General features: G+C 64.1%; 23 protein-coding genes. 8 read left to right on the top strand and 15 right to left on the bottom strand.

Going from position 1 to position 24,771, the window contains the following annotated elements:
* Positions 1–7: 7 nt before the first annotated feature.
* The 3 genes from LPW39_RS08045 to LPW39_RS08055 are packed head-to-tail and all read right to left on the bottom strand — an operon-like array spanning position 8 to position 2,930.
* A complete protein-coding gene (locus LPW39_RS08045) occupies positions 8–973 on the bottom strand; it encodes an MlaD family protein (protein ID WP_230773293.1) in 966 nt (321 codons plus the stop codon).
* A gap of 2 nt (positions 974–975) precedes the next feature.
* On the bottom strand, positions 976–1,803 hold the full coding sequence (locus LPW39_RS08050; RefSeq protein WP_230773299.1) for an ABC transporter ATP-binding protein: 828 nt from the start codon (positions 1,801–1,803) through the stop codon (positions 976–978).
* Positions 1,804–1,805: 2 nt separating this feature from the next.
* Complete coding sequence (locus LPW39_RS08055; protein ID WP_230773301.1) at positions 1,806–2,930, bottom strand: MlaE family ABC transporter permease; 1,125 nt, start codon at positions 2,928–2,930, stop codon at positions 1,806–1,808.
* Between the two features lie 292 nt (positions 2,931–3,222).
* On the opposite strand from LPW39_RS08055, the gene LPW39_RS08060 reads away from it, so the two are divergent.
* Positions 3,223–4,905 (top strand): GMC family oxidoreductase, encoded by a 1,683-nt coding sequence (locus tag LPW39_RS08060; protein ID WP_230773303.1) that lies wholly within the window; start codon positions 3,223–3,225, stop codon positions 4,903–4,905.
* Positions 4,906–5,435: 530 nt separating this feature from the next.
* Entirely contained in the window at positions 5,436–6,194 is a 759-nt protein-coding gene (locus tag LPW39_RS08065) for a sulfite exporter TauE/SafE family protein (RefSeq protein ID WP_230773307.1), read from the top strand.
* 122 nt (positions 6,195–6,316) lie between these two features.
* On the opposite strand, the gene mrdA is transcribed toward LPW39_RS08065, so the two are convergent.
* The 4 genes from mrdA to LPW39_RS08085 all read right to left on the bottom strand — a co-directional run bounded on the left by mrdA (position 6,317) and on the right by LPW39_RS08085 (position 11,110).
* Positions 6,317–8,269, bottom strand: coding sequence for a penicillin-binding protein 2 (gene mrdA, locus LPW39_RS08070; protein ID WP_230773314.1), 1,953 nt, complete (start codon positions 8,267–8,269; stop codon positions 6,317–6,319).
* Between the two features lie 21 nt (positions 8,270–8,290).
* The gene (gene mreD / locus LPW39_RS08075) at positions 8,291–8,809 is read right to left on the bottom strand and encodes a rod shape-determining protein MreD (protein ID WP_230773315.1); all 519 of its coding nucleotides are present in this window, start codon (positions 8,807–8,809) and stop codon (positions 8,291–8,293) included.
* Positions 8,810–8,846: 37 nt separating this feature from the next.
* Complete coding sequence (gene mreC, locus LPW39_RS08080) at positions 8,847–9,788, bottom strand: rod shape-determining protein MreC (RefSeq protein ID WP_230773316.1); 942 nt, start codon at positions 9,786–9,788, stop codon at positions 8,847–8,849.
* Positions 9,789–10,063: 275 nt separating this feature from the next.
* Entirely contained in the window at positions 10,064–11,110 is a 1,047-nt protein-coding gene (locus tag LPW39_RS08085) for a rod shape-determining protein (protein WP_021026802.1), read from the bottom strand.
* A gap of 212 nt (positions 11,111–11,322) precedes the next feature.
* On the opposite strand from LPW39_RS08085, the gene gatC reads away from it, so the two are divergent.
* From gatC to LPW39_RS08105, 4 genes are all read left to right on the top strand, one after another.
* A complete protein-coding gene (gene gatC / locus LPW39_RS08090) occupies positions 11,323–11,622 on the top strand; it encodes an Asp-tRNA(Asn)/Glu-tRNA(Gln) amidotransferase subunit GatC (RefSeq protein WP_230773317.1) in 300 nt (99 codons plus the stop codon).
* 142 nt (positions 11,623–11,764) lie between these two features.
* Positions 11,765–13,240 carry an Asp-tRNA(Asn)/Glu-tRNA(Gln) amidotransferase subunit GatA gene (gene gatA / locus LPW39_RS08095; RefSeq protein ID WP_230773323.1) on the top strand — a complete coding sequence of 492 codons (1,476 nt, stop codon included), beginning with the start codon at positions 11,765–11,767 and terminating at the stop codon, positions 13,238–13,240.
* 20 nt (positions 13,241–13,260) lie between these two features.
* Positions 13,261–14,715, top strand: a complete 1,455-nt coding sequence (gene gatB / locus LPW39_RS08100) for an Asp-tRNA(Asn)/Glu-tRNA(Gln) amidotransferase subunit GatB (RefSeq protein WP_230773326.1) — start codon at positions 13,261–13,263, stop codon at positions 14,713–14,715.
* 68 nt (positions 14,716–14,783) lie between these two features.
* On the top strand, positions 14,784–16,562 hold the full coding sequence (locus LPW39_RS08105) for a DUF11 domain-containing protein (protein ID WP_230773328.1): 1,779 nt from the start codon (positions 14,784–14,786) through the stop codon (positions 16,560–16,562).
* A gap of 203 nt (positions 16,563–16,765) precedes the next feature.
* On the opposite strand, the gene LPW39_RS08110 is transcribed toward LPW39_RS08105, so the two are convergent.
* The 5 genes from LPW39_RS08110 to LPW39_RS08130 all read right to left on the bottom strand — a co-directional run bounded on the left by LPW39_RS08110 (position 16,766) and on the right by LPW39_RS08130 (position 20,362).
* Complete coding sequence (locus LPW39_RS08110; RefSeq protein ID WP_230773330.1) at positions 16,766–16,918, bottom strand: transcription initiation factor TFIID subunit D10; 153 nt, start codon at positions 16,916–16,918, stop codon at positions 16,766–16,768.
* Between the two features lie 447 nt (positions 16,919–17,365).
* Positions 17,366–17,524: a hypothetical protein gene (locus LPW39_RS08115; protein WP_165841215.1), complete on the bottom strand. Its 159-nt coding sequence runs from the start codon at positions 17,522–17,524 to the stop codon at positions 17,366–17,368.
* Positions 17,525–17,565: 41 nt separating this feature from the next.
* Positions 17,566–17,694, bottom strand: a complete 129-nt coding sequence (locus LPW39_RS08120) for a hypothetical protein (RefSeq protein ID WP_021026809.1) — start codon at positions 17,692–17,694, stop codon at positions 17,566–17,568.
* A 260-nt stretch (positions 17,695–17,954) separates the two neighbouring features.
* Positions 17,955–19,139: a hypothetical protein gene (locus LPW39_RS08125; RefSeq protein ID WP_230773333.1), complete on the bottom strand. Its 1,185-nt coding sequence runs from the start codon at positions 19,137–19,139 to the stop codon at positions 17,955–17,957.
* Complete coding sequence (locus LPW39_RS08130) at positions 19,136–20,362, bottom strand: hypothetical protein (protein WP_230773335.1); 1,227 nt, start codon at positions 20,360–20,362, stop codon at positions 19,136–19,138. Before LPW39_RS08130 ends, LPW39_RS08125 begins: the two co-directional genes overlap by 4 nt.
* Before the next feature lie 287 nt (positions 20,363–20,649).
* Here LPW39_RS08130 and LPW39_RS08135 point away from each other — a divergent pair, with 287 nt between their 5' ends.
* Positions 20,650–21,144: a PaaI family thioesterase gene (locus LPW39_RS08135; RefSeq protein ID WP_230773336.1), complete on the top strand. Its 495-nt coding sequence runs from the start codon at positions 20,650–20,652 to the stop codon at positions 21,142–21,144.
* 58 nt (positions 21,145–21,202) lie between these two features.
* Positions 21,203–21,754, top strand: a complete 552-nt coding sequence (locus LPW39_RS08140) for a nitroreductase family protein (RefSeq protein ID WP_230773338.1) — start codon at positions 21,203–21,205, stop codon at positions 21,752–21,754.
* A gap of 63 nt (positions 21,755–21,817) precedes the next feature.
* Here LPW39_RS08140 and LPW39_RS08145 read toward each other — a convergent pair whose 3' ends face one another.
* Genes LPW39_RS08145 through LPW39_RS08155 form a run of 3 tightly spaced genes read right to left on the bottom strand, consistent with a single transcriptional unit; the run spans position 21,818 to position 24,768 of the window.
* On the bottom strand, positions 21,818–22,909 hold the full coding sequence (locus LPW39_RS08145; RefSeq protein WP_230773340.1) for an ABC transporter ATP-binding protein: 1,092 nt from the start codon (positions 22,907–22,909) through the stop codon (positions 21,818–21,820).
* A 1-nt stretch (position 22,910) separates the two neighbouring features.
* Positions 22,911–23,777: a carbohydrate ABC transporter permease gene (locus LPW39_RS08150; RefSeq protein ID WP_230773342.1), complete on the bottom strand. Its 867-nt coding sequence runs from the start codon at positions 23,775–23,777 to the stop codon at positions 22,911–22,913.
* On the bottom strand, positions 23,767–24,768 hold the full coding sequence (locus tag LPW39_RS08155) for a carbohydrate ABC transporter permease (protein ID WP_230773344.1): 1,002 nt from the start codon (positions 24,766–24,768) through the stop codon (positions 23,767–23,769). Before LPW39_RS08155 ends, LPW39_RS08150 begins: the two co-directional genes overlap by 11 nt.
* Positions 24,769–24,771 lie beyond the last annotated feature (3 nt).

The raw sequence follows: 24,771 nt of genomic DNA on the forward strand, positions 1-24,771 counted from the left end.
ATCCATCCTATTGGCCGCTGCCCACGGCGGGCGGGGCTACAAAACCTGGCTCGCCAGGGCCTGGCAGCGCATTGGAGCTGCCATAAATGAGGGACTGCGGGTTGTTCTTGAACGCATCGGCCGTATCGCCCATGCGGCGCGCGGCGGCGCCCACATCGTGCATCGTGCGGCCCATGGCTGGCAAGGTGCTGCGGTTGAAGTTGTCGGCCGCGTCGCTGACCTTCTCGACCGCCTGGCCCATCTGGTCCACCACCCCGCCCTTGGCCGCCAGGCTGCCCACCGCCGTGCTCACATCACTGGAGGTTTTCTGGATACCGGCCAGCGTCTTGCGCGTATCCTGCGCGATGGCAGGAAGGCTGGCGAGTGCCGGGTCAAGCTTGGTATCGACGGTGACGATCAGGCGCTTGCTCAGCTGGTCCAGGCTCTGGGCCGCCTGGCCCAGGCTTTTCATGCTGTCCACCAGTACCTGCTGGTTGCCCGGGCTGAGCAGGTCGTTGACCTTGCGGGTCGCGTCTTCCACCTGCTGCAGGATGATCGGTCCCTGCTCGGCAATCTGGCCAAAGGGCGAGGGCTTGACGCGCAAGCGCGGAATGCCATCGGGGCCGGGCGGCAGTGGCGTGGTTTCGGTGTTGTCGTCATCGAGCTGGATATGGGCCAGGCCGGTGACACCCTGGTAGCCCAGCATCGCGTAGGTGGTTTTGGTGATGGGCGCTTCCGAGTTGACCGCGATGATGATCAGCACCGTGCCGTCCTTGGCCGGGTCGAACTCGATCTTGGTCACGCGGCCCACGGCCACGCCCTTGTAGCGCACCGCGGCCTGCGGCTGCAGGCCGCTGACGGTCTCACGGGTGGACAGTTCATAGCGCGTGTAGTTCGTGTTGTCCCTGCCCATCCATAGGCTCAGGAAGATGACCAGCGCCGTGAGCAAGACCACAAACAATCCAGCCGCCAGTGCGTGTGATTTGTTTTCCATAGCTATCCCTTCACCCCACCAAGCGCCACCGGAGCCATTGCACGGCGTCCACGCTCACCCAGGAAGAAATGTTCAATAAACGGATGCTTGAACTGCACCACTTCGGCCGGTGTGCCCGAGACGATCACTTTCTTTTCGGCCAGCACTGCCACGCGGGTGGACAGCGCAAACAAGGTATCCAGGTCATGGGTGACCATGACCACGGTCAGCCCCAGCTCGCCATGCAGGTCCTTGAGCAGATCGCAGAACTCGTCCGAGCTGTTCGGGTCCAGCCCGGCAGTGGGCTCGTCGAGCAGCAGCAGTGGCGGGTCCATGATCAGCGAGCGGGCCAATGCCACACGTTTGATCATGCCGCCCGACAGGTCGGACGGCATGCGTGTCGCATGCTCGGGCTTGAGGCCCACCATCTGCAACTTGACCATGGCGGCATCACGCACCACGTCCTTGGGCAAGGTGCCCTGCTCGCTGAGCGGAAACGCGATGTTCTCCAGCACATTGAAAGCCGAGAACAGCGCCCCTTGCTGGAACAGCATGCCGATGCGCGAGGCCGCGCCCCGCAGGCTCAGCTCCCGGACCGGCTGGCCCATGATCAGCACCTCGCCCTTGGCAGGCTGCAGCAGCCCCAGCATCTGGCGCAACAGCACCGATTTGCCGGTGCCCGAGCCGCCGACCAGGGTCAGAATCTCGCCCCGGTAGACCGCCATGTCCAGGTCCTGGTGGATCGCAAAAGCCCGCTCGCCCTGGCCGAACACGGTCCACAGCTTGCGGATATCGACGACCTTCTCATCGCTGGACGCTGCGTTGGAAAGGGGGGATGCAGTCTTGTCCATCACTAGAACCCCACCTTGCGGAACGCAATCGCAAAGATCGCATCGAGCACGATCACCGCAGTGATCGAGATCACCACCGACGAAGTCGTGCCCCGGCCCAGGCTCTGGGTGTTGGGCTCTACTTCCAGCCCCCAATGGCAGGCAATCAGCGCAATGGCCACCCCAAAGGTGACCGACTTGGCCAGAGCCAGGTAAAGGTTGGCAATATCGACCGCGCCCGGCATCGCCTGCAGGAAATAGGCAGGCGATACGCCCATCGCGGCATCAGCGGCCATCATGCCGCCCACCAGCGCGCAGACCGTGGTCCACATCGACACCAGCGGCATCGCCAGTGCCAGCGCCAGTGCGCGCGGCATCACCAGGCGGTAGCCTTGTGCAATGCCCATCACCTGCATGGCATCGAGCTCTTCGTTGACCCGCATCACACCGATCTGCGCGGTGATGGCCGAGCCGGTACGGCCGGCGACCAGGATGGCACCCAGCAAGGGCCCCAGCTCCCGCACCAGCGAGATACCCAGAATATTGACGATGAAGGCATCGGCACCGAACTGGCGCAGCTGCAGCGACATCAGATAGGCCAGCACCACACCGATCAGGAAGCCCACCAGGGCGGTGATCGGCAACGCCGTGGCACCCATCGCATACAAATGGCCCGACACATCGCGCCAGGGGCCGCGCAGCGGGTTTTTGATCAAGCGCAGCACATCGAGCAGCAGTTGCCCGACCATCTCGACCATGCTGCGCACATGGGCCATGAAGCCCAGCAGCACCAGGCCCAGCTGGATCAGCCAGCCCCACCAGTTGACCTTGGTCTCCGGTGGGCAGCCCATCGTCAGCGAGGCAACGCGTTCGAGCATCTGGCGCTGCAGATCGGTGGTGCGCAGTTGCGCAGGCCACTGCTGGCCCCAGTGGTCCCACAAGAGCTGCGCGCCCACGTGGTCGAGCCACTGCACCTCGGACAGGTCCCAGCCTTGTTCTGCGCTGGGTGCCGCGCCATCGAGCTGGCGGCGCAGATCGCGCCACAGCGAGCGCTGGCCCAGCTCAGCCGCACCCCAGCGCCCACGCAGTTGCGCCCAGCGCTGCGTGCCGTCCTGGTGTTGCTGTAGATGAGGGGCTGTATCGTCCATGGGTCCAAAAACAAAGCGTGTCGCCCTGCGCGCACGCCATTCGCACTATAGCCGGTCTGTCACCCAGGCGCACCCTGCGCGCCGGCGATCACAGCGCGTGCCTCTGTAGGAAGGTATCGCCGAGCCGCAGCACTGCGGCATCTACACCACGCTTGGCGGCGGACGGCAGTAGGCGCGGTGGGTGACAGGGCATTGGTTTTCCCGCTTGGCAAGCCCGGCATACTGACCACAAACTTGCCGATTCATTCGATGGACCGTGGACGCCTGGCGCCCCCTGATAAGAAGACCGCATATGCAATCTGGAGACAACACAAGTTTCGACTACATCATCATCGGTGGAGGCACGGCGGGCGCACTGCTGTGCAACCGCCTCAGCGCCAAAACCCATAACCGGGTGCTGCTGATCGAGGCGGGCCGGCGCGACGACTACCACTGGATCCACATCCCCGTGGGCTATCTGTACTGCATCGGCAACCCCCGCACTGACTGGCTGTACAAGACCGAGCCCGATGCTGGCCTCAACGGCCGCAGCCTGCTGTATCCGCGCGGCAAGACCTTGGGCGGCTGCTCCAGCATCAACGGCATGATCTATATGCGCGGCCAGTCCCGCGACTACGACCAGTGGGCCGAGTTGACCGGCGACGCCCGCTGGCGCTGGAACGACACGGTCAACTACTTCAAGCGCCACGAAGACCACTGGCGCCTGGACCAGGAAGGCGAGACCAGCCCCAGCGTTGCGCAGTGGCATGGCAACCGCCGCACCGGCAGCACCGGCGAATGGCGGGTCGAGAAACAACGCCTGCGCTGGGACATTCTGGATGCCTTTGCGCAGGCCGCCCAGCAGGCCGGCATCCCCGCCACCGATGACTTCAACCGGGGCAGCAATGAAGGGGTGGGCTACTTCGAGGTGAACCAGAAGAACGGCTGGCGCTGGAACACCGCCAAGGCCTTTTTGCGGCCCACCTGCTATGGGCGCTCCAACTTCGAGATGTGGACCAATGCCCAGGTCAGCCGCCTGGTGCTGGAGCGCCAGGCCGACGGCCAGCTCGCCTGCACCGGGGTGGAGGTCTGGACCGGCACCGAGATGACCATCGTCAAGGCCGACAAGGAGGTGGTGCTGAGCGCGGGCGCCATCAACTCGCCACAGATCCTGCAGCTCTCGGGCATTGGCCCCGGCGCATTGCTGCAGCAGCATGGCATTGCCGTGCAGCATGAGCTGCCGGGCGTCGGCGCCAATCTGCAGGACCATCTGCAGATCCGCTCGGTCTTCAAGATCGATGGCGCGCCCACGCTGAACGTGCTCGCCAGCAACCTCTGGGGCAAGGCACAGATCGGGCTGGAATACCTGCTCAAGCGCAGCGGCCCGATGAGCATGGCGCCCTCGCAACTGGGGGCCTTCACCCGCAGCAGCGCAAGCCAGCCCCATCCCAACATCCAGTACCACGTGCAGCCGCTGTCGCTCGATGCCTTTGGCCAGCCGCTGCACAGCTTCCCGGCCTTCACCGCCAGCGTCTGCAACCTCAACCCCACCAGCCGTGGCACCGTGCAGATCAAGAACGCGGATTTCCGCAGCGCGCCGGCGATTGCGCCCAACTACCTCTCGACCGCCGAGGACCGCCAGGTGGCGGCCGACAGCCTGCGCGTGACCCGCAACATTGCCGCACAGCCCGCATTGGCCAAGTACCAGCCGGTGGAATGGAAGCCCGGCGCGCAGTACCAGAGCGATGAGGACCTGGCGCGCCTGGCCGGCGATATTGCCACCACCATCTTCCACCCGGTGGGCACCACCAAGATGGGCGCCGACAACGATCCGATGGCCGTGCTCGACAGCGAGCTGCGTGTGCGCGGCGTGCGGGGTTTGCGCGTGGTCGATGCCGGCGCCATGCCCACCATCACCAGTGGCAACACCAACTCGCCCACGTTGATGCTGGCCGAGCGGGCTTCGGAGTGGATCCGCGCCAGCCATGGGCCATGATGGTGCGCTACAGAGTTTCAGCGCGGTTACGGCCGCTGCTGCGCTGACCACGTCCCCTTGAGGGGTTATCGACCGGTTCACGGGCGCTGAAACGGCAGTTTTGTCTCATTTTTTGCTGTTCCGGGGCGGTTGGGCGCGCGAATGGGGCAAAAAGTGGTCCCATCCTGCAATCTGCACCAAATCAGTTACCTTTGGGGTAAATCCCAATGCACCATGCAGGTGCGATGGCCTATAGTAGAGGCACTCGAGGCACTGAAACAGTGCTCTGCGAGAGGACCGAGGAGACATCTCTAGAATTCGAACATTTATATAAGGCATCAATAAAAACGAGATGCTCCTTCAAAGCGCCCTTTGGGCGCTTTTGTTTTTGGGCGCCTGATGCGTTTCGCCCTCTGGCCAAGTCCTTGGGCACAGGCACGCAATTCCCCACCCCAAGCCTTCCGTTACGCGCTCTGTTCCGTTGGCGGCCTTGCATTTAGCCGCCCTGGTACGGTGCCTGGCTCCTTGCGGCGGTGCGACAATCTCGCCCCATGGAATGGATCTTTGTTACGCTCGCGTCCATGTTCGCGGGCTTTGTCGACGCGGTCGTCGGTGGGGGCGGCCTCATTTTGGTGCCCGCGCTGTTTGGCGCTTTCCCCTCTGCACCACCGGCTACCTTGCTGGGCACCAACAAGAGCGCTGGCGTCTGGGGCACGCTGATTTCTGCGCGCCAGTACGCCAAGCGCGTGGATATGCGCTGGGCCGCCATTGCACCGGCGGCAGGCGCAGGTTTCGTCGCCTCGCTGCTGGGGGCCTGGGCGGTGACCGTGGTGGACCCGAGCATGCTGCGCAAGGCCTTGCCGATCATCCTGATCGCCGTGCTGGCCTACACCTTGTACAAAAAGCAGCTGGGTCAGACCCATGCGCCGCGCTACAGCGGCCGTGCAGAGGCCTGGGTGGCCTGCGCGATTGGCGCCACCATTGGCTTCTACGATGGTTTCTTTGGACCCGGCACCGGCAGCTTTTTCGTTTTCCTGATGGTGCGCTGGCTGGGCTATGACTTTCTGAACGCTTCGGCCAGCGCCAAGATCCTGAACATCGCCACCAATGTGGCAGCGCTGATCCTGTTCACCGCCAAGGGCCATGTCTGGTGGCACTTTGCGATTCCGCTGGCCGTCGCCAACATCCTGGGCAGCATGCTGGGCACCTGGATGGCCTTGAAAAAGGGCTCGGGCTTTGTGCGTGGCATGTTCATCGTCGTGGTCGCCGCGCTGATCCTCAAGACCGGATACGACGCCTTTTTGCGCTGATCTTTAGCCTGTGTGCTGGTCGACCTGGCCAGCCCGCCTGGGCACCGCCCTCTTCCAGCACCGCCTCGTTCTGAGGCGGTTTTTTGTTGCCCAATGCCCTGCGACAACGGCTCCCCCTTGGCTTACTGTGGCGGCTCCGTCTGCGGCTTCAGCTGGATATCTTCAACCCGCCGTGGCGTGCCCATCGGCGCACGGCCTTCGCCGCGCTGCATGGCGGCCATATCGGCCTCACTGGGGTATTCGCCCAGCAGCCAGTAGTCCATGATGCGGCGGGCAATCGGCGCGGCCGAGCCGGCACCAAAACCGGCGTTCTCAACGATCACGCCAACGGCAATCTTGGGGTCTTCCGCAGGCGCAAAGGCGATGTACAGCGCATGGTCGCGCTGGCGCTCGGCCAGGCGCGCGGCGTTGTACTTTTCCTTCTGGCCGATGCTGATGGCCTGGGCCGTGCCGGTCTTGCCGCCAGCGGTGTAGCGGGCCGTGCCGAAGGAGCCGCGCCCGGTTCCACCGGTCACCACCGCCACCATGCCGCGCTTGACCGCGTCCATATTGCTTTGCTTGTAGCCCAGGTTTACGGGCGGCGGCTGCTCGATGGGGCGGCGCTCGCCGGTTACCGGGTCGATCAGCGACCTGCCCACATGCGGCACCCGGCTGTTGCCGTTGTCCAGAATCGTCGCCAGCGCATGCGTCAGCTGCAGAATCGTGAAGTTGTTGTATCCCTGGCCAATGCCCAGCGAGATGGTCTCACCGGCATACCAGCGTTTTTGCTCAGGGCGCTTGTAGGTATCGCGTTTCCAGGCCGTGCTGGGCAGCACGCCGCGCACTTCACCGGGCAGGTCGATGCCGGTGATCTGGCCAAAGCCCAGCGGCTTCATGAAGTCATGGATCGCATCCACGCCCATTTCATTGGCCAGGGTGTAGAAGTAGACATTGCTCGAATGCTGGATCGCGCGGTTCAGATCGACCGGGCCCAGCGCATGGCCGGAGCGGAAGGTGTGGCCGCCAAAGGTCCAGCTGCCGCCGTCCTGGATGATGGTCGACGGGGTGCGCTTTCCCGTCTCCAGCCCGGCCAGGCCCATGAAGGGCTTGTAGGTGGAGCCAGTCGGGTAGGTGCCGCGCATGGCCCGGTTGAGCAGGGGGCGGTCAATGGATTCGTTCAGCGCCTTCCAGCTTTCCTGGTCAATGCCCTCGACAAAGATATTCGGATCGTAGGTGGGCTTGCTGACCATGGCCAGCAGCTCGCCGCTGCGCGGGTCGATCGCCACGGCCACGCCCCGGCGCTCGCCGTACAGGTCTTCGACCATCTTCTGCAGCTTGATGTCCACCGACAGCACCACACTCTCGCCCGGGGTGGCGGGGGAGCTGTCGAGCTTGCGCACCGCATGGCCGCCGGCCGAGGTCTCCATGCGCTCCACGCCGGTGTGGCCATGCAGCTCTTTTTCGTAGCTGGCTTCCACGCCGGTCTTGCCGATGTACTCGGTGCCCCGGTAGTTGGCTGCTTCTTCGGAGTCGTCGATGCGCTCCTTCTCGCGCTGGTTGATGCGGCCGATGTAGCCGATGAGGTGGGCACCGGTCTCGCCCATCGGGTAGGAGCGAAACAGCCGCGCCTTCACATCCACACCCGGAAAACGGTAGCGCTGGGCGGCGAACTTGGCCACTTCCTGGTCGGTCAGGCGCGAGCGGATCGGCAGCGAGTCGAAGTTGCGCGAATCCTCACGCAGGCGCTTGAAACGGCGGCGGTCGCGCGGCGTGATCTCGATCAGCTCGGACAACGCATCGATGGTCTCTTCCACATCGCCCACCTTGTAGGGCGTGATCTCCAGGGTGTAGGCCGAGTAGTTGGTGGCCAGCAGCACGCCATTGCGGTCATAGATCTGGCCCCGGTTGGGGACGATGGGCACCACCGCCGTGCGGTTGCTTTCGGCCTGCGCCAGCAGGTCGTCATGGCGGTCGATCTGCAGCACATACAGGCGCGAGAGCAGAATGCCAAAGCACAGCACCACCACCAGACCGATGACGATCACCCGCAGCCGAAAGCGGCTGAAGGCGCGGTCTGAATTCTGGATCTCGGTCATGGTCTGCGCAAACGCCCCAGCTTACAAGGGGCGGTTTTCGTCATCGTCGGGCGGCTGGCGCTGGGGCAGCTGCAGCAGCCCGCTCACCAGCGGCCACAGCGCTACGCACCACAGGCCGGGCGTCAAAAAGCCCCAGCCCGGAAAACTGCCACGCAGCAACATGCGCAGCAGCATCAGCACCACGTCAGACGCCAGGAACAGCGGCATCACCTGCACCGCCTGGGCCATCACGCTCAGCCAGGTGATGCGCTGGCGCAGCAGCGCCACGCCGTACAGCACGGCCGAATACACCAGCGCATGCAGGCCCAGCAGGGAGGACTGGTGCACATCCATGCACAGGCCCAGCACAAAGGCCCAGCCCATGCCGATCTTGCCGGGCTCGTGCACGCCCCAGTAGACGAGCACCAGCAGCAGCACATCGGGCAGCCACAGCGCGCGGCTCAGCGGCAGCATGTTGATCATCAGCGCCAACACCAGGGTCAGCGCAATAAAGCCAGGGGGGACAGGCAGCAGCAAGGGCTGCCCACGCGGCATGATCATGGCTGCATTCCTGGGATTGGGTTCGTGGAGGCCGGCATCATCCGCGCTTGCCCTTGCGGGGGGTGGAGGCCGGGCCTTCCTGGGTCTTGGTCTCCACCGGCGGGCGCGGCGGCAGGGCGTCTTCAGGCAACGGGTTGATCACCATCACAAACTGGGTGCCAAACATCTGTGCCAGGGGCTCGCAGTAGACACGCGCGAACGGAGAGTCCGCACGGCGCTCGATCTTGACGATGCGCGCCACCGGCAGGCCGGGCGCATAGACGCCATCCACACCGCTGGTGGTCAGCAGATCGCCTTCCTGGATGTCGGCATTGCTGGGCATGAAGCGCAGCTCCATGCCACCGCCATAGGCATTGGTGGGCTCACCATAGGCGACGGCCCGGGCGCCGGTGCGCGGGTTGAGCACGGGGATGGCCTGCTCGCGGTCGGTCAGCAAGGTCACTTCGGCCGACATCGGAAACACCCGGGTCACCTGGCCCAGCACGCCCATCTCGTCCATCACCGGAGAGCCACGCGCAATGCCGGCCACCTCGCCCTTGTCGATCACGACACGGCGGTTGAAGGCATCGGCCGTCTCGTACACCACCTGGGCGGCGCGCCCTTCGGTCTTGAGGCGGGGCACCAGGTTCAGCAACTGGCGCAGCCGCTGGTTCTCATGGTCCAGCGTTTCGACCAGGTTGGCACGGTGGGTCAGCGCAATCGCGTTTTTCTCAGCGGTGACGGCAGCCGCTTGCGCCTTGTTCAAATCTTCAAAATAACTGGCACCGCCCTGGATCAGCAGCACCGGCTGCAGCATCACCCATTGCATGGGGAAGAGGACGGTGGCGACGGCCTTGCGCAGCGGCTCGGTGAGCTTGAAGCGCACGTCCGCCACCATCAGGAACACCGCCAGCGCTACGCACAGCGCCAGACGCACATTGGCGCTGGGCCCCTGTGGTCGGAAGGTCGGTATACCGCCGGAGAAGACGTTGCGTGCCATGCAGTGGCCTCAGCAGAACCTGGCCCGGTTCCCAATGCCTGGTCCGGGCGCGTGCCGCTGCGCCAGTAGGCGGTCAGCACGGTGGACAAGGGACATGGGCAGGGACATCGGAGAAAAGCGAAAAAGCAGAAACGGGCGCATCACAGCGGCTAGGCATTCAACGCATCGCAAGCGGCCAGGCTGTGCAAACAAGCATGGCGGGCCTGCAGCGCGCCATGGTGTGCATAGCCGCTGCCCCTCGCCATTATTGCGTATCGCTGCGCAGGGCGCCTGTGTTATTCGCTGGTGAAAATCGTCACGCCCTTGCGGTCCAGGGTATCGAGGGCGATACCGCAGCCGCGCACCACGCAGGTCAGTGGTTCCTCAGCAACAAGCACAGGCAGGCCGGTTTCTTCGGCCAGCAGGCGGTCCAGGTCGCGCAGCAAGGCGCCACCACCGGTCAGCATCATGCCGCGGTCGGCAATGTCGGCGCCCAGCTCGGGGGGGGTTTGCTCCAGCGCGTTCTTCACGGCGGACACGATCTGGTTCAGCGGCTCGGTCAGGGCTTCCAGCACTTCGTTGGAGCTGATGGTGAAGCTGCGTGGCACGCCTTCGGAGAGGTTGCGGCCCTTGACTTCGATTTCCTTGACTTCAGAGCCCGGGAACGCAGAGCCAATGCTCTTCTTGATCAGCTCGGCGGTGGGCTCGCCAATCATCATGCCGTAGTTGCGGCGGATGTAGTTGATGATGGATTCGTCAAACTTGTCGCCACCTACGCGGACACTGCCCTTGTAGACCATGCCGCCCAGCGAGATCACGCCCACTTCGGTGGTACCGCCGCCGATGTCGACCACCATCGAGCCAGAGGCCTCGGACACCGGCAGGCCCGCGCCGATGCCGGCAGCCATCGGCTCTTCGATCAGTTCCACCTGGGTGGCGCCGGCCTTGAGCGCGGCATCCTTGATCGCGCGGCGCTCGACCTGGGTCGAGCCGCAAGGCACGCAGATGATGATGCGGGGGCTGGGCGAGAGCAAGGTGCGGGGATGCACCATCTTGATGAACTGCTTGATCATCTGCTCGGTGATCAGGAAGTCGGCAATCACGCCGTCCTTCATCGGGCGGATGGCTTCGATATTGCCGGGCACCTTGCCCAGCATGGCCTTGGCTTCGCGGCCTACGGCCTGGATGACCTTGCGGCCATGGGTGCCACCTTCATGGCGAATCGCAACGACGGAAGGCTCATCGAGCACAATCCCTTTGTCGCGTGCAAAAATCAAGGTGTTGGCCGTGCCCAGGTCGATGGCCAGGTCGGTGGAAAAGTAGCGACGGAACGCTCCGAACATGCAAGTTTCCTCTAGGGCATGGGTCGCACTTCGGCGCTCCATCGCCCTTCATTGGTGTGTGGTGAGATGACAGAAGGGTTTTTGATGCGCAATGACCGACGTTGCCGCGTTATTGCGTCAAAGACGGGATAATACTCTATCCCCTGTGAATAACTTACAGGGCAACGCTTTCCGGCCCCGTTTTTTTATGACTGGTTTACATACGACTATCTATGGCCCTGACAAAAGATGACATTGCCCGCATCGCCAACCTGGCGCGGCTCGAATTATCCGACTCCGAGAGTGAGCGCATGCTCTCGCAGATGAATAACTTTTTCGGCATTGTGGAGAAGATGCAGGCTGTGGATACCTCTGGTGTCATGCCCCTGTCACACCCCGTGGCAGCGATCCAGGAAATCACCCTCCGTCTTCGTGATGATGTCATCAGCGAGCCGGATAACCGGGAAGCCAACCAGCGCAGCGCGCCTGCCGTGGAAAAAGGCTATTTCCTGGTACCCAAGGTGATTGAGTAATTCACAGCATCTTCAGGCCTGGTGGGCCCTGGCAATAACCGGCCCCCGGCCGTGGTGGCAGCAGCACGCAGCACCATGCCCCTGAGACCGGCGCGCAGCGCCCTTTCCCATTCACCGAGATCGCCAAGATCGCGAGATTTGCATGAGCATCCCTACCGAATTGCATGACTTGAGCGTGGCCCAGCTGGCCGCCAAGCTCAAACGCCGCGAAGTGTCCTCCGTCGAGGCTGCGCAACATTTCCTCACCCGTGCCAAGGCCCACCAGGATCTGGGCGCCTATGTCCACATCCATGAAGACGTGACCCTGGCCCAGGCCCGTGCCGCCGATGCCGCCATTGCAGCGGGCACGGCCGGCAAGCTGGCCGGTGTGCCGATTGGCCACAAGGACCTGTTCGTCACCCAGGACTTCCCCACCACCGCAGGCAGCAAGATGCTGGCAGGCTACCAGTCGCCATTTGACGCCACCATGGTGAGCAAGCTGGCCGGCGCCGGTGCCGTGACCCTGGGCAAGCTGAACATGGACGAGTTCGCGATGGGCTCGGCCAACGAGAACAGCGCCATCAGCCCGGTGCGCAACCCCTGGGACACCAGCCGGGTGCCCGGCGGTTCGTCCGGCGGCTCGGCAGCGGCCGTGGCCGCGCGCCTGGCGCCCGCCGCCACCGGCAGCGATACGGGCGGCTCCATCCGCCAGCCCGCGTCGTTCTGCGGCATCACCGGCATCAAGCCCACCTATGGCCGCGCCAGCCGCTACGGCATGATCGCCTTCGCCTCCAGCCTGGACCAGGCCGGCCCGATGGCGCGCACCGCCGAAGACTGCGCGCTGCTGCTCAGCGAGATGTGCGGCCCCGACCTGGACCGCGACTCCACCAGCCTCGACCACCCGGCCGAAGACTTCACGGCCCAGTTGAACGACTCGCTGGCCGGCCTGCGCATCGGCGTGCCTGCCGAGTTCTTTGGCGATGGCCTGAGCAGCGATGTGCGCGCCGCTGTCGATGCCGCCCTCAAGGAGTACGAAAAGCTGGGCGCCAAGCTGGTGCCGATCAGCCTGCCGCGCACCGAGCTGTCCATCCCCGTCTACTACATCATCGCCCCGGCCGAGGCCTCGTCCAACCTCTCGCGCTTTGATGGCGTGAAGTTCGGCCACCGCGCCAAGGACTACACCGACCTGGTCGACATGTACAAGAAGACCCGCGCCGAAGGCTTTGGCGACGAGGTCAAGCGCCGCATCATGACCGGCGCCTATGTGCTGTCGCACGGCTACTACGACGCCTACTACCTGCAGGCGCAAAAGATCCGCCGCATGATTGCCGACGACTTCCAGACCGCCTTCAAGGACTGCGACCTGATCGCCGGCCCCGCTGCGCCCACCGTGGCCTGGGCGCTGGGCGGCAAGAGCGACCCGCTTGCCAACTACCTGGCCGACATTTACACCCTGCCCGCATCGCTGGCCGGCCTGCCCGGCCTGAGCGTGCCTGCCGGCTTTGGCGAAGGCGGCATGCCCGTGGGCCTGCAGCTGATCGGCAACTACTTTGGCGAAGCCAAGCTCCTGAACGCCGCCCACCAGCTGCAGCAAGCCACCGACCACCACCTGCGCCAGCCCACCGGCATCGCGAAGTAACGCAGGGAGGAACACAGAACATGACCGAAACAACCGTCAAGCTCATCAACGGCTACGAAGTGGTGATTGGCTTTGAAACCCACACCCAGCTGGCCGCCAACAGCAAGATCTTCAGCCGCGCCAGCACCGCCTTTGGCGCCGAGCCCAACACCCAGGCCTGCGCCGTGGACCTGGCCCTGCCCGGCACCCTGCCGGTGATGAACAAGAAGGCCGTCGAGTGCGCCATCAAGCTCGCCCTGGCACTGGGCAGCACCATTGCGCCCGTCAGCATCTTTGCGCGCAAGAACTACTTCTACCCCGACCTGCCCAAGGGCTACCAGATCTCGCAGTTCGAGATCCCGGTGGTGCAAGGCGGTGAGGTGAGCTTCTTTGTTGGCGACCAGAAAAAGACCGTGCGCCTGGTGCGCGCCCACCTGGAAGAAGACGCCGGCAAATCCGTGCACGACGAGTTCATCGGCCAATCGGGCATTGACCTGAACCGCGCCGGCACGCCGCTGTTGGAGATCGTCACCGAGCCCGACATGAGCAGCACCGCCGAAGCCGTGGCCTATGCCAAGGAACTGCACAAGATCGTCACCTGGATCGGCATCTGCGACGGCAACATGCAGGAAGGCTCGTTCCGCTGCGATGCCAACGTGTCCGTGCGCAAGCCCGGCCAGCCGCTGGGCACCCGCCGCGAGATCAAGAACCTGAACTCGTTCCGCAACATGCAGATCGCCATCGATTACGAAATCCGCTGGCAGATCGAAGAGATCGAAGATGGCCGTGCGATCCAGCAGGCCACCGTGCTGTTCAACCCCGACACCGGCGAGACCCGCGCGATGCGCACCAAGGAAGACGCGGCCGATTACCGCTACTTCCCCGATCCAGACCTGCCACCGCTGGTGGTCGCCGACAGCTGGGTGCAGGCTGTGAAGGCTGAGATGCCCGAGCTGCCGCGCCAGCGTGCCGACCGCTTTGTGACCGACTACGGCCTGCCCGAGTACGACGCCACCACCTTGACCCAAAGCCAGGCCATGGCCGACTACTTTGAAGCCGCCGCCAAGGCCAGCGGCCAGCCCAAGCTGGCCAGCAACTGGGTGATGGGCGAGATCTCGCGCCGTCTGAACCTGGAAGAAATCGGCATGGACCAGGTCAAGGTCAGCGCCGCGCAACTGGGCACCCTGATCGCCCGCATCCACGGCAATGTCATCAGCAACAACAGCGCCAAGCAGGTGTTCGAGGCGCTGTGGAGCGGTGAAGGCGCAGATGTGGACGCCGTCATCGACGCCAAGGACTTGAAGCAATCCAACGACACCGGTGCGCTCGAAGCCATCATCGACGAGGTGATCGCCGCCAACCCTGGCAATGTGGAGCAGTACAAGGCCGGCAAGGACAAGGCCTTCAACGCGCTGGTCGGCCAGGTGATGAAGGCTTCCAAGGGCAAGGCCAACCCGGGCCAGGTCAATGAGCTGCTGAAGGCCAAGCTGGCTTAATCCCGTTTCACTGCCTCTTATTGAAAGCCTCCGTCAGGAGGCTTTTTCACACATGCGGCAAGACGAACTTGGCATCCCAACAATGTCATTCATTGTTGACACTGTCGACCTTGATGTATCGAAATGCTTCAAGATATGATCCATCTATCAATTTAGTAGATCTTTTTATGCTGAGCCATTGCCATGTCTTTCGCGGTTCTGCCGCCATCGTCCTTTTTGCCTGTAACTTGAGCCACACACATGCACAAACGGTCATCTATGAACAGCGCTTTGAAAGCCCGGCGCTAGCCTGCCAGCAGCTTGATGGCACTGCGCGTACAGGTCTCACCAGGCTGCAGGATGATTTTGGCAACAACTTTCGCCAGCTCAATTCCGCCGACGTGTTGTGCATCACCCCGCCCATCGCGGGCAAGCAAAATTACTCGGACCCCAGCGGTACTGCGGGCAATTACACGATTGGCTTCTACGGATCCATCAATACCGCCAACACAGAGGCGGTGGGTATGGCCTTTGACCCCAGCGGCCAGCCTTTTGTCAACGGCTCCGTCGCACTGGCCAATGTCAAACTGGCCAATTACACCGCTACCCCGACTTCCCCCACGATCGGTGATCCCGTGCGCGTGACCATGGCTTACTACCGTTTGCGGGCAACAGCGGGGGGCGGAGAGCCGGCAAACTCCGATTTCTCGCTCTCGCCACCAGCCGTGCTGGGCCAGCCCGCCGTTGTCCGTGGTCAGCCTTCGAGCAATGTCCTGACCCCTATCTTGACCGAGCAGGTCACCACGACCAACACCACCGGCAACGCTTACGCGCTGGATTGGACCACCCATACCTTCTCCGTGGACACCAGCAGTTTCGCGGCGGGGGACAAGCTGGTCGTGCTGTTCACCGGCCTGGATCTGAACCAGTACGTGGCGATTGACAACTTCGTAGTAACTACCAGTGCGATTGCGCCAGCGCCACTGCAGGTCAGCAAGGCATTCGCCAGCACCTCCGTTCAACCTGGTCAGAGCACGCAGGTACGCATCGATGTGCAAGGCAATAACGTGGGCGATACCTTGGGCCTGAACCTGCGAGACAGCTTGCCCGCACCGCTGACACTGGACAGCATCGCCAGCAACAGCTGTGCAGGCACGACGACCACCAACGGCAATGCGCTGAGCCTGACGGGTGGCACGGTGCCATCAACAGGATGCCAGGTGGTGTTGAATACAACGTGGCCCGCCACCGACATCTGCTCGGTAAGCAGCGTCACCAATACCATCACCGACGGCGCTGACTTCAGCTTCAGCTCCGGTGCGCGGACTGCTGGTATTGACGCCACAGCCACGCTGGCATGCCAAGCCAAAGCCCTGCAAGTGAGCAAGTCGTTCAGTGCCTCCAGTGTCAAACCAGGTGATAGCACTCAGATCACAATCTCCATCACTGGCAACGGCTTCAACGACGCCAGCGGACTTTCGCTGATCGACCGCCTGCCGGCTCCGCTGACGCTGGATGGCATTGCCAGCAACAGCTGCGGAGGTAGCGCCTCTAGCAGCGGCAGCACTCTCACGCTGAGCGGCGGAGTGGTGCCAGCGGCAGGCTGCCAGGTGGTGCTGAACGCAACCTGGCCTGCAGCAGATCAGTGCACCGTGGCAAGCGTGACCAATACCATTGTCGATGGCACAGACTTCAGCTTTGGCTCAGGCACCCCGACTGCAGGAATCAATGCGACCGCAGCGCTGGCTTGCGCTAGCGCGGTAACACCGCCGATAACACCGACGGCGGTACCGCTAGGCGGACTGTGGGTATCGATCGGCATGGGCATGGGTCTGTTCGGACTAGCCCGCCGCTATCGCCGCAGCTGATGCCCAGGGAGGGCGATACGCTCACAACACAATGGCCCGCAACTGCGGGCCATTTGCTTGGCATCGATGCCATTGCAGGGTATCAATGGCAGTTGGTGTCCATGTCTTGCGCTGTCAATACAGCCTTGGCACTCAGCCGCCTAGGTAGGGCAGCCAGATAACACTTGGCTGCTGAGGGCACATGACCTGTACCAACGTATTTCCTAGCGCTGCTGCTGAGAGCGGTCTTGCTGACCAGGCTGCTTTTGCTGCGGCGACTGCTGCTGGTGTTGCTGCTCTTTTTGCGAGCCGGGTTTCTGGCCCGATTGCTGCTGGTTCACCTGGTTGGGATGGCGTTGGCTGTTTGGCTGATTCATAGCGTTAGCTCCTTCAAGATGATGACAGGGCGACATTGCCCTGCCATGGCTCTATAGTCGCGCCGCCGCCCAGGGGCCGGTGTAGGAATTGACGCGCCGCCTGCTTCGAGACGTTTCTCGCCGCACATTTTGCAAAGCCCCTGCAGCGCTCTGCCCCGTGCCACGGCATTGCAGCGCACACATCCCTTTTCCATCCTTCACAGAAGTACAAGCGGCCGGCCATGTCGTCTCTATACCCCATGGTCTGGATACGCCGGGTTGGCAGCAGCGCTGGCCATGCTGGCCAGCCCGAAGAGGCCAGTATCTGCGCATCGCCAGAGGGGTACAGCGCCCAAATCCGCCACCAGCGCCTGCGCGGCATAGGGCGGCTTTGGGCCAGCCAGCGCCGTCCAGCGGCGCCCACGAAAAAGCCCGCTGGAAGCGGGCCTTGGCGCGGGGTTCGGAAGATCAGCACATCTGTGCGTTGTCCGGCGTCTTGGGCTCGGTGCCCAGTTGGCGGCGGTTGCACTTGCACTGCTGCTGCGAGTACTTGGCCTCGCGCAACGGCTGGCCCTGTTGCAGGGGCCAAGGCTGTTGCTTGGTCATCGGCAAAGGCAGTTGTTGCATAGGGTGCTCCGTGTGGTCTTCGTGGTCCGCGCAGCCGCAGATTACTTCTGCGATGGCTGCTTGCGGTCCTGCTGGCCCGGTTGCTGCTGCTTCGGGGATTGCTGTTGCTGTTGCTGCTCCTTTTTCTGGGCAGGCTGCTGTCCGGACTGTTGGTGGTTCTGCTGGCTCATGGCGCTTACTCCTTCAGTGTCAGGTTGGCGGCAGGAACAAACGCCTGCCGTTAAGCCATGGTGCCGCTGCGCGATCGTGCTGGCTGTAGGAGTTTTGGAGATTCGCCGGGCTTTACGTAAACGGGTCGCTGGATTTGCAAAATTTCTTTACAAAACAGCGCTGTAGGCCACCCAATAACTATCGCATTAGCCTGCACTTTTATCGTCGGCTATCCACCCTAACAACTGGCTGGCCGGGCCACTGGCGCATGCCCCCAGCCTCAGTCATCGCTACGGTGCTCCTGGCGTTTTTGGGGCTGAAAGTCGTACAGGGTCTGGCCGTTGTTGTCGATCACCAGCGCGGGCAAGTTCATCGCGGTGCTCAGGTAAAAACCACCGGGCCAGGCCTGGGCCGCCACGCTGCCATCTGACAGCAACTGCGGTATCTCGCGTGTGGACTTGCGCCACACCACCTGCAGGCTGTGCGCATCGACGATCTGCAGCACCACCTCGGCGGCGGTGGTCGGGGTTTCGTCATAGCGCATCAGCACCCGGTCGGCATTGCGGGCCAACACCTCGCCGCTGAACTGCACCGGCACACTGGTCACCGGCGCAATCTTGGTGATGCCCGCCTCGCGCACGGCCTGGCGGCTGACCACAAAACCATCGCTCAGCGGCTGGTAAAGCCTGGGGGCTGCGCGCACCTGCTTGTCCGAGCTGGAATGCACACTCAGCCGCGGCCAGCGCTCAAACTCGCCGGGCCGCACTTTTTGCGCAAACTGCAGCAGCATGGTCGGCAAGCCGTACTGTGCCACGTCGGTGTCAAAGTCGGCATAGTCGATGCGCGCAACCGTCTGCTGGTACTGCGCCCAGGGGCGCTGCTGCCAGCGGGGCAGCCGCTCCGCCCAGGGGTAGAGCTCGCCGCTGGCCCAGTACAGCGCATAGCGGTCGCCGGTATTGCTGGTCACCTCCAACAAACCCGGTTCGCGCTGCTCGCCAAATGCGTACTTGGACACACCTATGCCCAGCTCTGCCGCAAAGCGCTGGCGCAGCGCGGCATCCATCGGTGCAAACGCGGACTGCGCCGGCTGGCGCAGCCACCATTGCCGGTCATTGAGCAGCAGCGATAGCTGGCCATCGGCCTCGCTGCGCAGCCGGGCGGCCTGGCGCAGCTGGGCGCGGGGCAGCACGATGCGCTGGGGCTCGCCCAGCAGCTGCTTGGCCTGCAGGTCGTTGCTCAGCAGCACAAACACATCATCCTGAGCGGTGCTGTGCTTCATCACCCGCAGCATGCGCAGGCTGCCATCCTCGCCCTGGTAGATGGCCGATGCCTCGACCTCGCCCAGCTCCTCGGCCTGGTCTGCAGGGCGCAGCAGACGGATGGTGGCGGGCACCAGCAGCGGCAGCACAAAAAACACCACAAAGACGATGCCCAGGGGACCAATGGCACGCCGGGGGATGTTCATCGCGCGGCCCCTTGCGCTGCAGCCGTGAAGTCTTGCAGCAGCTCGCCGTCCTCACCGATCAGCAGGGCAGGCTGGCGCATGTCGTTGAGCAGCAGGAAGCCGGCGCTGACGGCCTGGCCGGTGACATACATGCCGCCTTCGCGCTTGCCCAGCTGAGGCAACTGGTCGATGGTGCGGCTCCACACCAGCTGCTGGCTGGCCTTGTCCAGCAGCTGGATCACGCGCCCCTCCTGCCGCAGTGGCGTGGGGTTGTAGGCCAGCAGCAGGCGGCGCGTGCTTTCGGCCATCACTTCGGCATGGAAGCGCGGCACCGCCGGCTGCACCACCTTGATGCGCAGCAGGCCCCGGTCCTTGATGGCGTAAGGGCGGGTGAAGAAGCCATCGCCAATGGGTACATAGCTGCGTGGCGAGCTCTGCACCTCGCGGCTGTCGCTGGGCTGCAGGTCGTAATAGTCAAAGTAGGCAGGCTGCCCGGGCTCATGCCGCCACCAGGACTGCACCAGCACGGCGCGGTTCTCCTCCCCTGTCGGGTGGGGCAGCGATTCATAGCGGTAGAACGCGATCTCCTGGCGGTAGCCGGATTGCGCCTTTTCATACAGGCTGCTGCTGTCGGCCGCCGGCCAGATCTGGCCCAGCAGCCAGTACACCAGGTATTTGCTGCCACTGCGGCTGGTTACCTCCAGGCTGTCGGGCCGGTCACGGCCCTTGGGCGCCACGCCGACGATGCCCTCGCCCAGCTGCGCGGCAAAGCGCGCGCTCAGCTGGGGCTGCAGATCGACAAAGCGCAGGCTGGCCAGGTCCAGCCGCCAAAAGCCGCGCTCCCGCAAGAACAGGTAGAGCTGGCCATCCGAGAAAAACTGCAGCTCGGCCCGGCCCGACGTGCCGGCCCAGGGCATGGCCATGCGCTGCGGCTCGCCCAGGCTGGCACCCGTGGCTGCATCGCGCAGCACCGCACGGTAGACCACATCGTCCTGCTCGCGGCTTTCATACAGCTGCACCAGCAGGCGCTGGCCGTTGCGCTCGATCAGCGTGGTGGCCTCGCTGCGGCCCAGCGCCAGCGGCGCTGCCTTGTCTTGCCAGGCAGCGGGCAGCTTCAGCTGGAGCCCGGGTTGCAGCCGGGGCAGCCACCAGGGGATGGACACCAGCATGGCCAGCAGCACCGCCACCCAGGGCAGATGCCTGCGCAGCCGCGCCCCGCTGGCTGCTTCTGCGGACGTGGACATGCCAGCAAAAGCCTGGCCCTGCAGATGCTCCAGCCGGAACTGCGCGCCGCACTGCAGGCAGGCAAAGGCATGGGGCGCGCCTGCACTGCGGCAGTGGGCAGCGCCGCAGCGCGGGCAATACGGGGACAACAGAGAAGATGCGGAGGACCAGGCAGGCATAAGCCAGCGATGATAAACCGTGACCCCAGGAGCCCGGGAACCCGCTTTGCAAACGAAGCTGCGCGCCGCCAGGTGGGCGACTCCCAGGCGTCAGCCGCCTTGCCCGCGCGGCTGCCCCAGCCGCTAACATGCTGGCTTTTGAACCTGCTGCGCCCTGCCCCATGACCACCACCGCCCCATCCACCGCTGTTGACAACGCCATTCCCGCCTACACCGTGGATGAGCCGGTCCACCAAATCTTCGGCCTCAGCATGGCCATGGCCGAGGCCTTTCTGCTCAAAGGCGAGGCGATCGGCAATGACCGCGCCCGGGTGCGCATGCCCTACCAGAAGCAATACACCAACAGCCGGGGCGACATGCATGGCGGCGCCATCGCCACCTTGCTCGACGTGGGCTTGTCCTGCGCCGCACGCGCGCATGACCCGTCGCGCTATGGCGTCATCACCGTGGACCTGACCATCCACTACATTGCACCGGGCAGCGGCGATGTGGTCTGCACCGCCGTCTGCGAAAAACGCGGCAAGAGCCTGTCCTTTGTGCGAGGCGAACTGCATGACGATGCCGGCAACCTGCTGGGCCTGGCCACCGGCACCTTCAAGCTGGTCGACAAGCAGAAAATCTGAGCCTGCAAAAAACCGGCAGATATGGCATGCTGGCGGTCTTATTGCTCCATTTCTGACCATGACGCGCCAATCCACCCATGCCATCCATCCCCAGTTTCTGGACCGTTCCTCGCCCCGCGCCTTCTCCGGCAAGGCGCTGACGCCCAAGGACATCGAGACCATTGTTGAAGGCGCACGCTGGGCCCCTTCGGCCAGCAACAAGCAGCCCTGGCACTTTGCGTATTCGATCCATGGCGATGCCAACTGGCAAGCGTTCTCCACCATCCCCAACGAGTTCAACCGCCGCTGGTGCCTGAACGCCGGCGCGTTGCTGGTGGTGCTGTCGAACAAGGCCGAATCGGCCATGCACAGCTTTGACACCGGCTGTGCCTGGGGCTACCTGGCGCTGCAAGCGCATGCCATGGGCCTGGCCACGCATGCGATGGCCGGCATCGAGCTGGCTGCCGCACGCGAGGTGCTGCAACTGGGCGAGCAGTGGCAGGTCGAATGCCTGGTCGCGATCGGCGAGCGCGGCGACAAGTCCAGCCTGCCAGCCGACCTGGCCGAGCGCGAAACACCATCGCCACGCAAGGCGCTGTCGGACATCCTGAGCGCAGGCCCGCTGGCTTAAACGGCTGCCTCCAGCAACGCAAAGGCTCCCAACCGGGAGCCTTTGTGCTTCAGACATCAGGCTTTATGCGACGTTCAGGCGCTCGCCGCTGTGCCGGTCAAACACATGCCAATGCTGCGGCGCCGTGTGCCAATGCAGGGCCTGGCCGGGGGCCAGCGCCAGGCGCTCCTTGACGGTCGATATCAGTGGCTGCTGGCCAAAGCGGCTGACCACCTGGGTTTCGGCGCCGGTGGGCTCGACGACCTCGACGGTCGCAGCGCTGGTGGCCACACCGCTCAGCGGCGCCACCTCCAGCTGCACATGCTCGGGCCGCACACCCAGCCACAGTTCACGCGCGCCCTGGGCCTGCAGGCCAGGCAGCAGCGGCAGGCGCTGGCCGTCGTCGGTCACCAGCTGCCAGCCGTCCTGCGCTGGCTGGCTGCGGGCGGCAATCAGGTTCATCGCGGGTGAACCGATGAACTGCGCGACAAAGGCATTGCGCGGCCGGTCATACAGCTCCAGCGGGGTGCCCACTTGCTCGATCACGCCGTCGCGCATCACCACGATGCGGTCGGCCATGGTCATGGCCTCGATCTGGTCGTGGGTGACATAGACCGTGGTGGTGCGCAGGCGCTGGTGCAGGGACTTGATCTCGGTGCGCATCTGCACGCGCAGCTTGGCATCGAGGTTGGACAGCGGCTCGTCAAACAAAAAGGCCAGCGGCTCGCGCACAATGGCGCGGCCCATCGCCACACGCTGGCGCTGGCCACCCGAGAGCTGGGCAGGCAGGCGGCCCAGCAGCGGCTCCAGGCCCAGAATCTCGGCCACCTGCTGCACGCGCTGCGCGATGGCCGCCGGCGCCTGGCGCTGCAGCTTGAGCGCAAAGCCCAGGTTCTCGGCCACCGTCATATGCGGGTAGAGCGCATAGTTCTGGAACACCATCGCGATATTGCGCTCGCGCGGCGGCACGTCGTTGATGACCTGTCCGCCCAGCACGATCTGGCCGCTGCTGACTTCCTCCAGACCGGCGAGCATGCGCAGCAAGGTGGATTTGCCGCAGCCAGACGGGCCCACCAGCGCGACAAACTCCCCCTCGGCGATATCGAGCGATATGCCCTTGAGCACATCGTGCCCCTCAAAGTGCTTGCGCAGCTGTCTCAATGCAATCGAAGCCATCTCAGTCCTTTACGCCACCGGCGGTGAGGCCGTGCACCAGGTATTTGCGTACCAGCACCGTGAAGAGCAGCACCGGCAGCATCACCATCGTGCCGGCTGCGGCAATCTTGGTCCACTCCCAGCCGTCGTACTGCAGAAAATTGACGATGGCGACCGGCGCCGTCACCGCCTGGGTGCGGGTCAGAATCAGTGCGAAGAAAAAGTCGCTCCACGAGAAGATGAAGCACAGCACGGCCGTGGCCACCAGGCCCGGCCGGGTCAGCGGCAAGGTCACATGCCAGAAGGCCGACCAGATGCCGCAGCCGTCCATCCAGGCCGCCTCTTCCAGCGCTGTGGGAATCGCGTCAAAAAAGCCTTGCATCATCCAGATCACGATCGCCAGGTTGAAGGTCAGGTAGACCAGCACCAGCGCCCAGACCGTGTCGAGCAGACCCAGCCAGCGAAAGGCCAGGAAGAACGGAATCGTGAACGCAATGGGCGGCGCCATGCGCGTGCACAGCACCCACAGCGCCACCTGGCGCCGCTGCTTGAAGCGCCAGCGCGACAGCGCATAGGCCGCAGGCACCCCCAACAGCAGTGACAGCCCGGTGGACAGCACACTCACCAGCAGGCTGTTGCCAAAGGAGCGCGCAAAGTTGTCCTGCCAGAGGCCGGCAAAGGCCTCCAAGGTGGGGCTGAATATCAGATCCAGCGACAGCGCATCGCCCGCCGGGCGAAAGGCCATCTGCAGCATCCACAAAAAGGGCAGCAGCACCAGCATCAGCACCCCCACAGCCACGGTGCTGCGCAGATGGCGCTGTGCGCCCTGCACTACGCGTTGCCACAGCGGCAATGAATGTGCTGCGCTGTGCCAGGTCTCAGCGTGCATGGCGCTCTCCGTTGGCCTTGCCCAGGCGGCTGATCAGCGCGCTCAGCACAAAGATGATGGCCAGCATCACCACCGCAATGGCGCTGCCATACCCCCAGTACGAGAAGTTGAAGGCCTGGATAAAGCCGTAGAAATTGGTCACCTCGGTCACGGTGCCCGGCCCGCCATTGGTCAGCACATACAGCAGCGGAAAGGCCTTGAAGCTGTCGATCAAGCGGAACAGCGCGCAGACCACCAGGGTGCGCTGCAGATAGGGCAGCACGATGTAGACAAACACCTGCCAGCGGTTGGCGCCATCGATGCGGGCGGCATCGACCGGGTCGCGCGGCACCATCTGCAGCTGCGCCAGCACCATCAGCATCGTGAACGGGAACCACTGCCAGACATCGGCAACGACAATGGCCCACAGGGCGGTATCGGGGTTGGCGATCAGCGAGCGCACCGGCCAGCCCCACTGCTCGAGCAGCGCATGCAGGGGGCTGATGTCGGGCGTGTAGATGATCTTCCAGACGAGGGCCACCACAATCGGTGGCAGCACCATGGGGATCAGGAAAAACGTGCGCAAGCCCGCCAGCACCCGGCTGCCGCTGTGCAGCAGCAGGGCCAGGCCGAGGCCGACGAGCAGCTGCAGCAGCACGCCTACCGACGAGAGCTTGGCCTGCACCCACAGCGAATCCAGAAAGCGCTGGTCCTGCAGCAGCTGCACATAGTTGCCAGCGGGCTGCTCAAAGCGGAAGGTGGCTGCCGGGTCCGTCAGGCTCAGCGGTGTCAGACTCACCACCACCAGGGTGATCAGCGGCAGCAGGGTAATGGCGGCCAGCACCACCAGCGCCGGCGCCAGCCCCAGGCCGTAGGCCCGCGCCGATGCGCGCTGCCAGCGCTGTGTGGCAGGCGTTTCGGCGTGCTTGCCGCGTGTTGGCCGGGGCAGCGGCAAGGGCTGCGCAGGCCCCGTGTCGAGCGCCTGCGGCGCGATGGAAGCGGTGGGCGGCATGGG

The sequence above is a fragment of the Comamonas koreensis genome (assembly GCF_021026195.1).
Lineage (GTDB): Bacteria > Pseudomonadota > Gammaproteobacteria > Burkholderiales > Burkholderiaceae_C > Comamonas > Comamonas koreensis.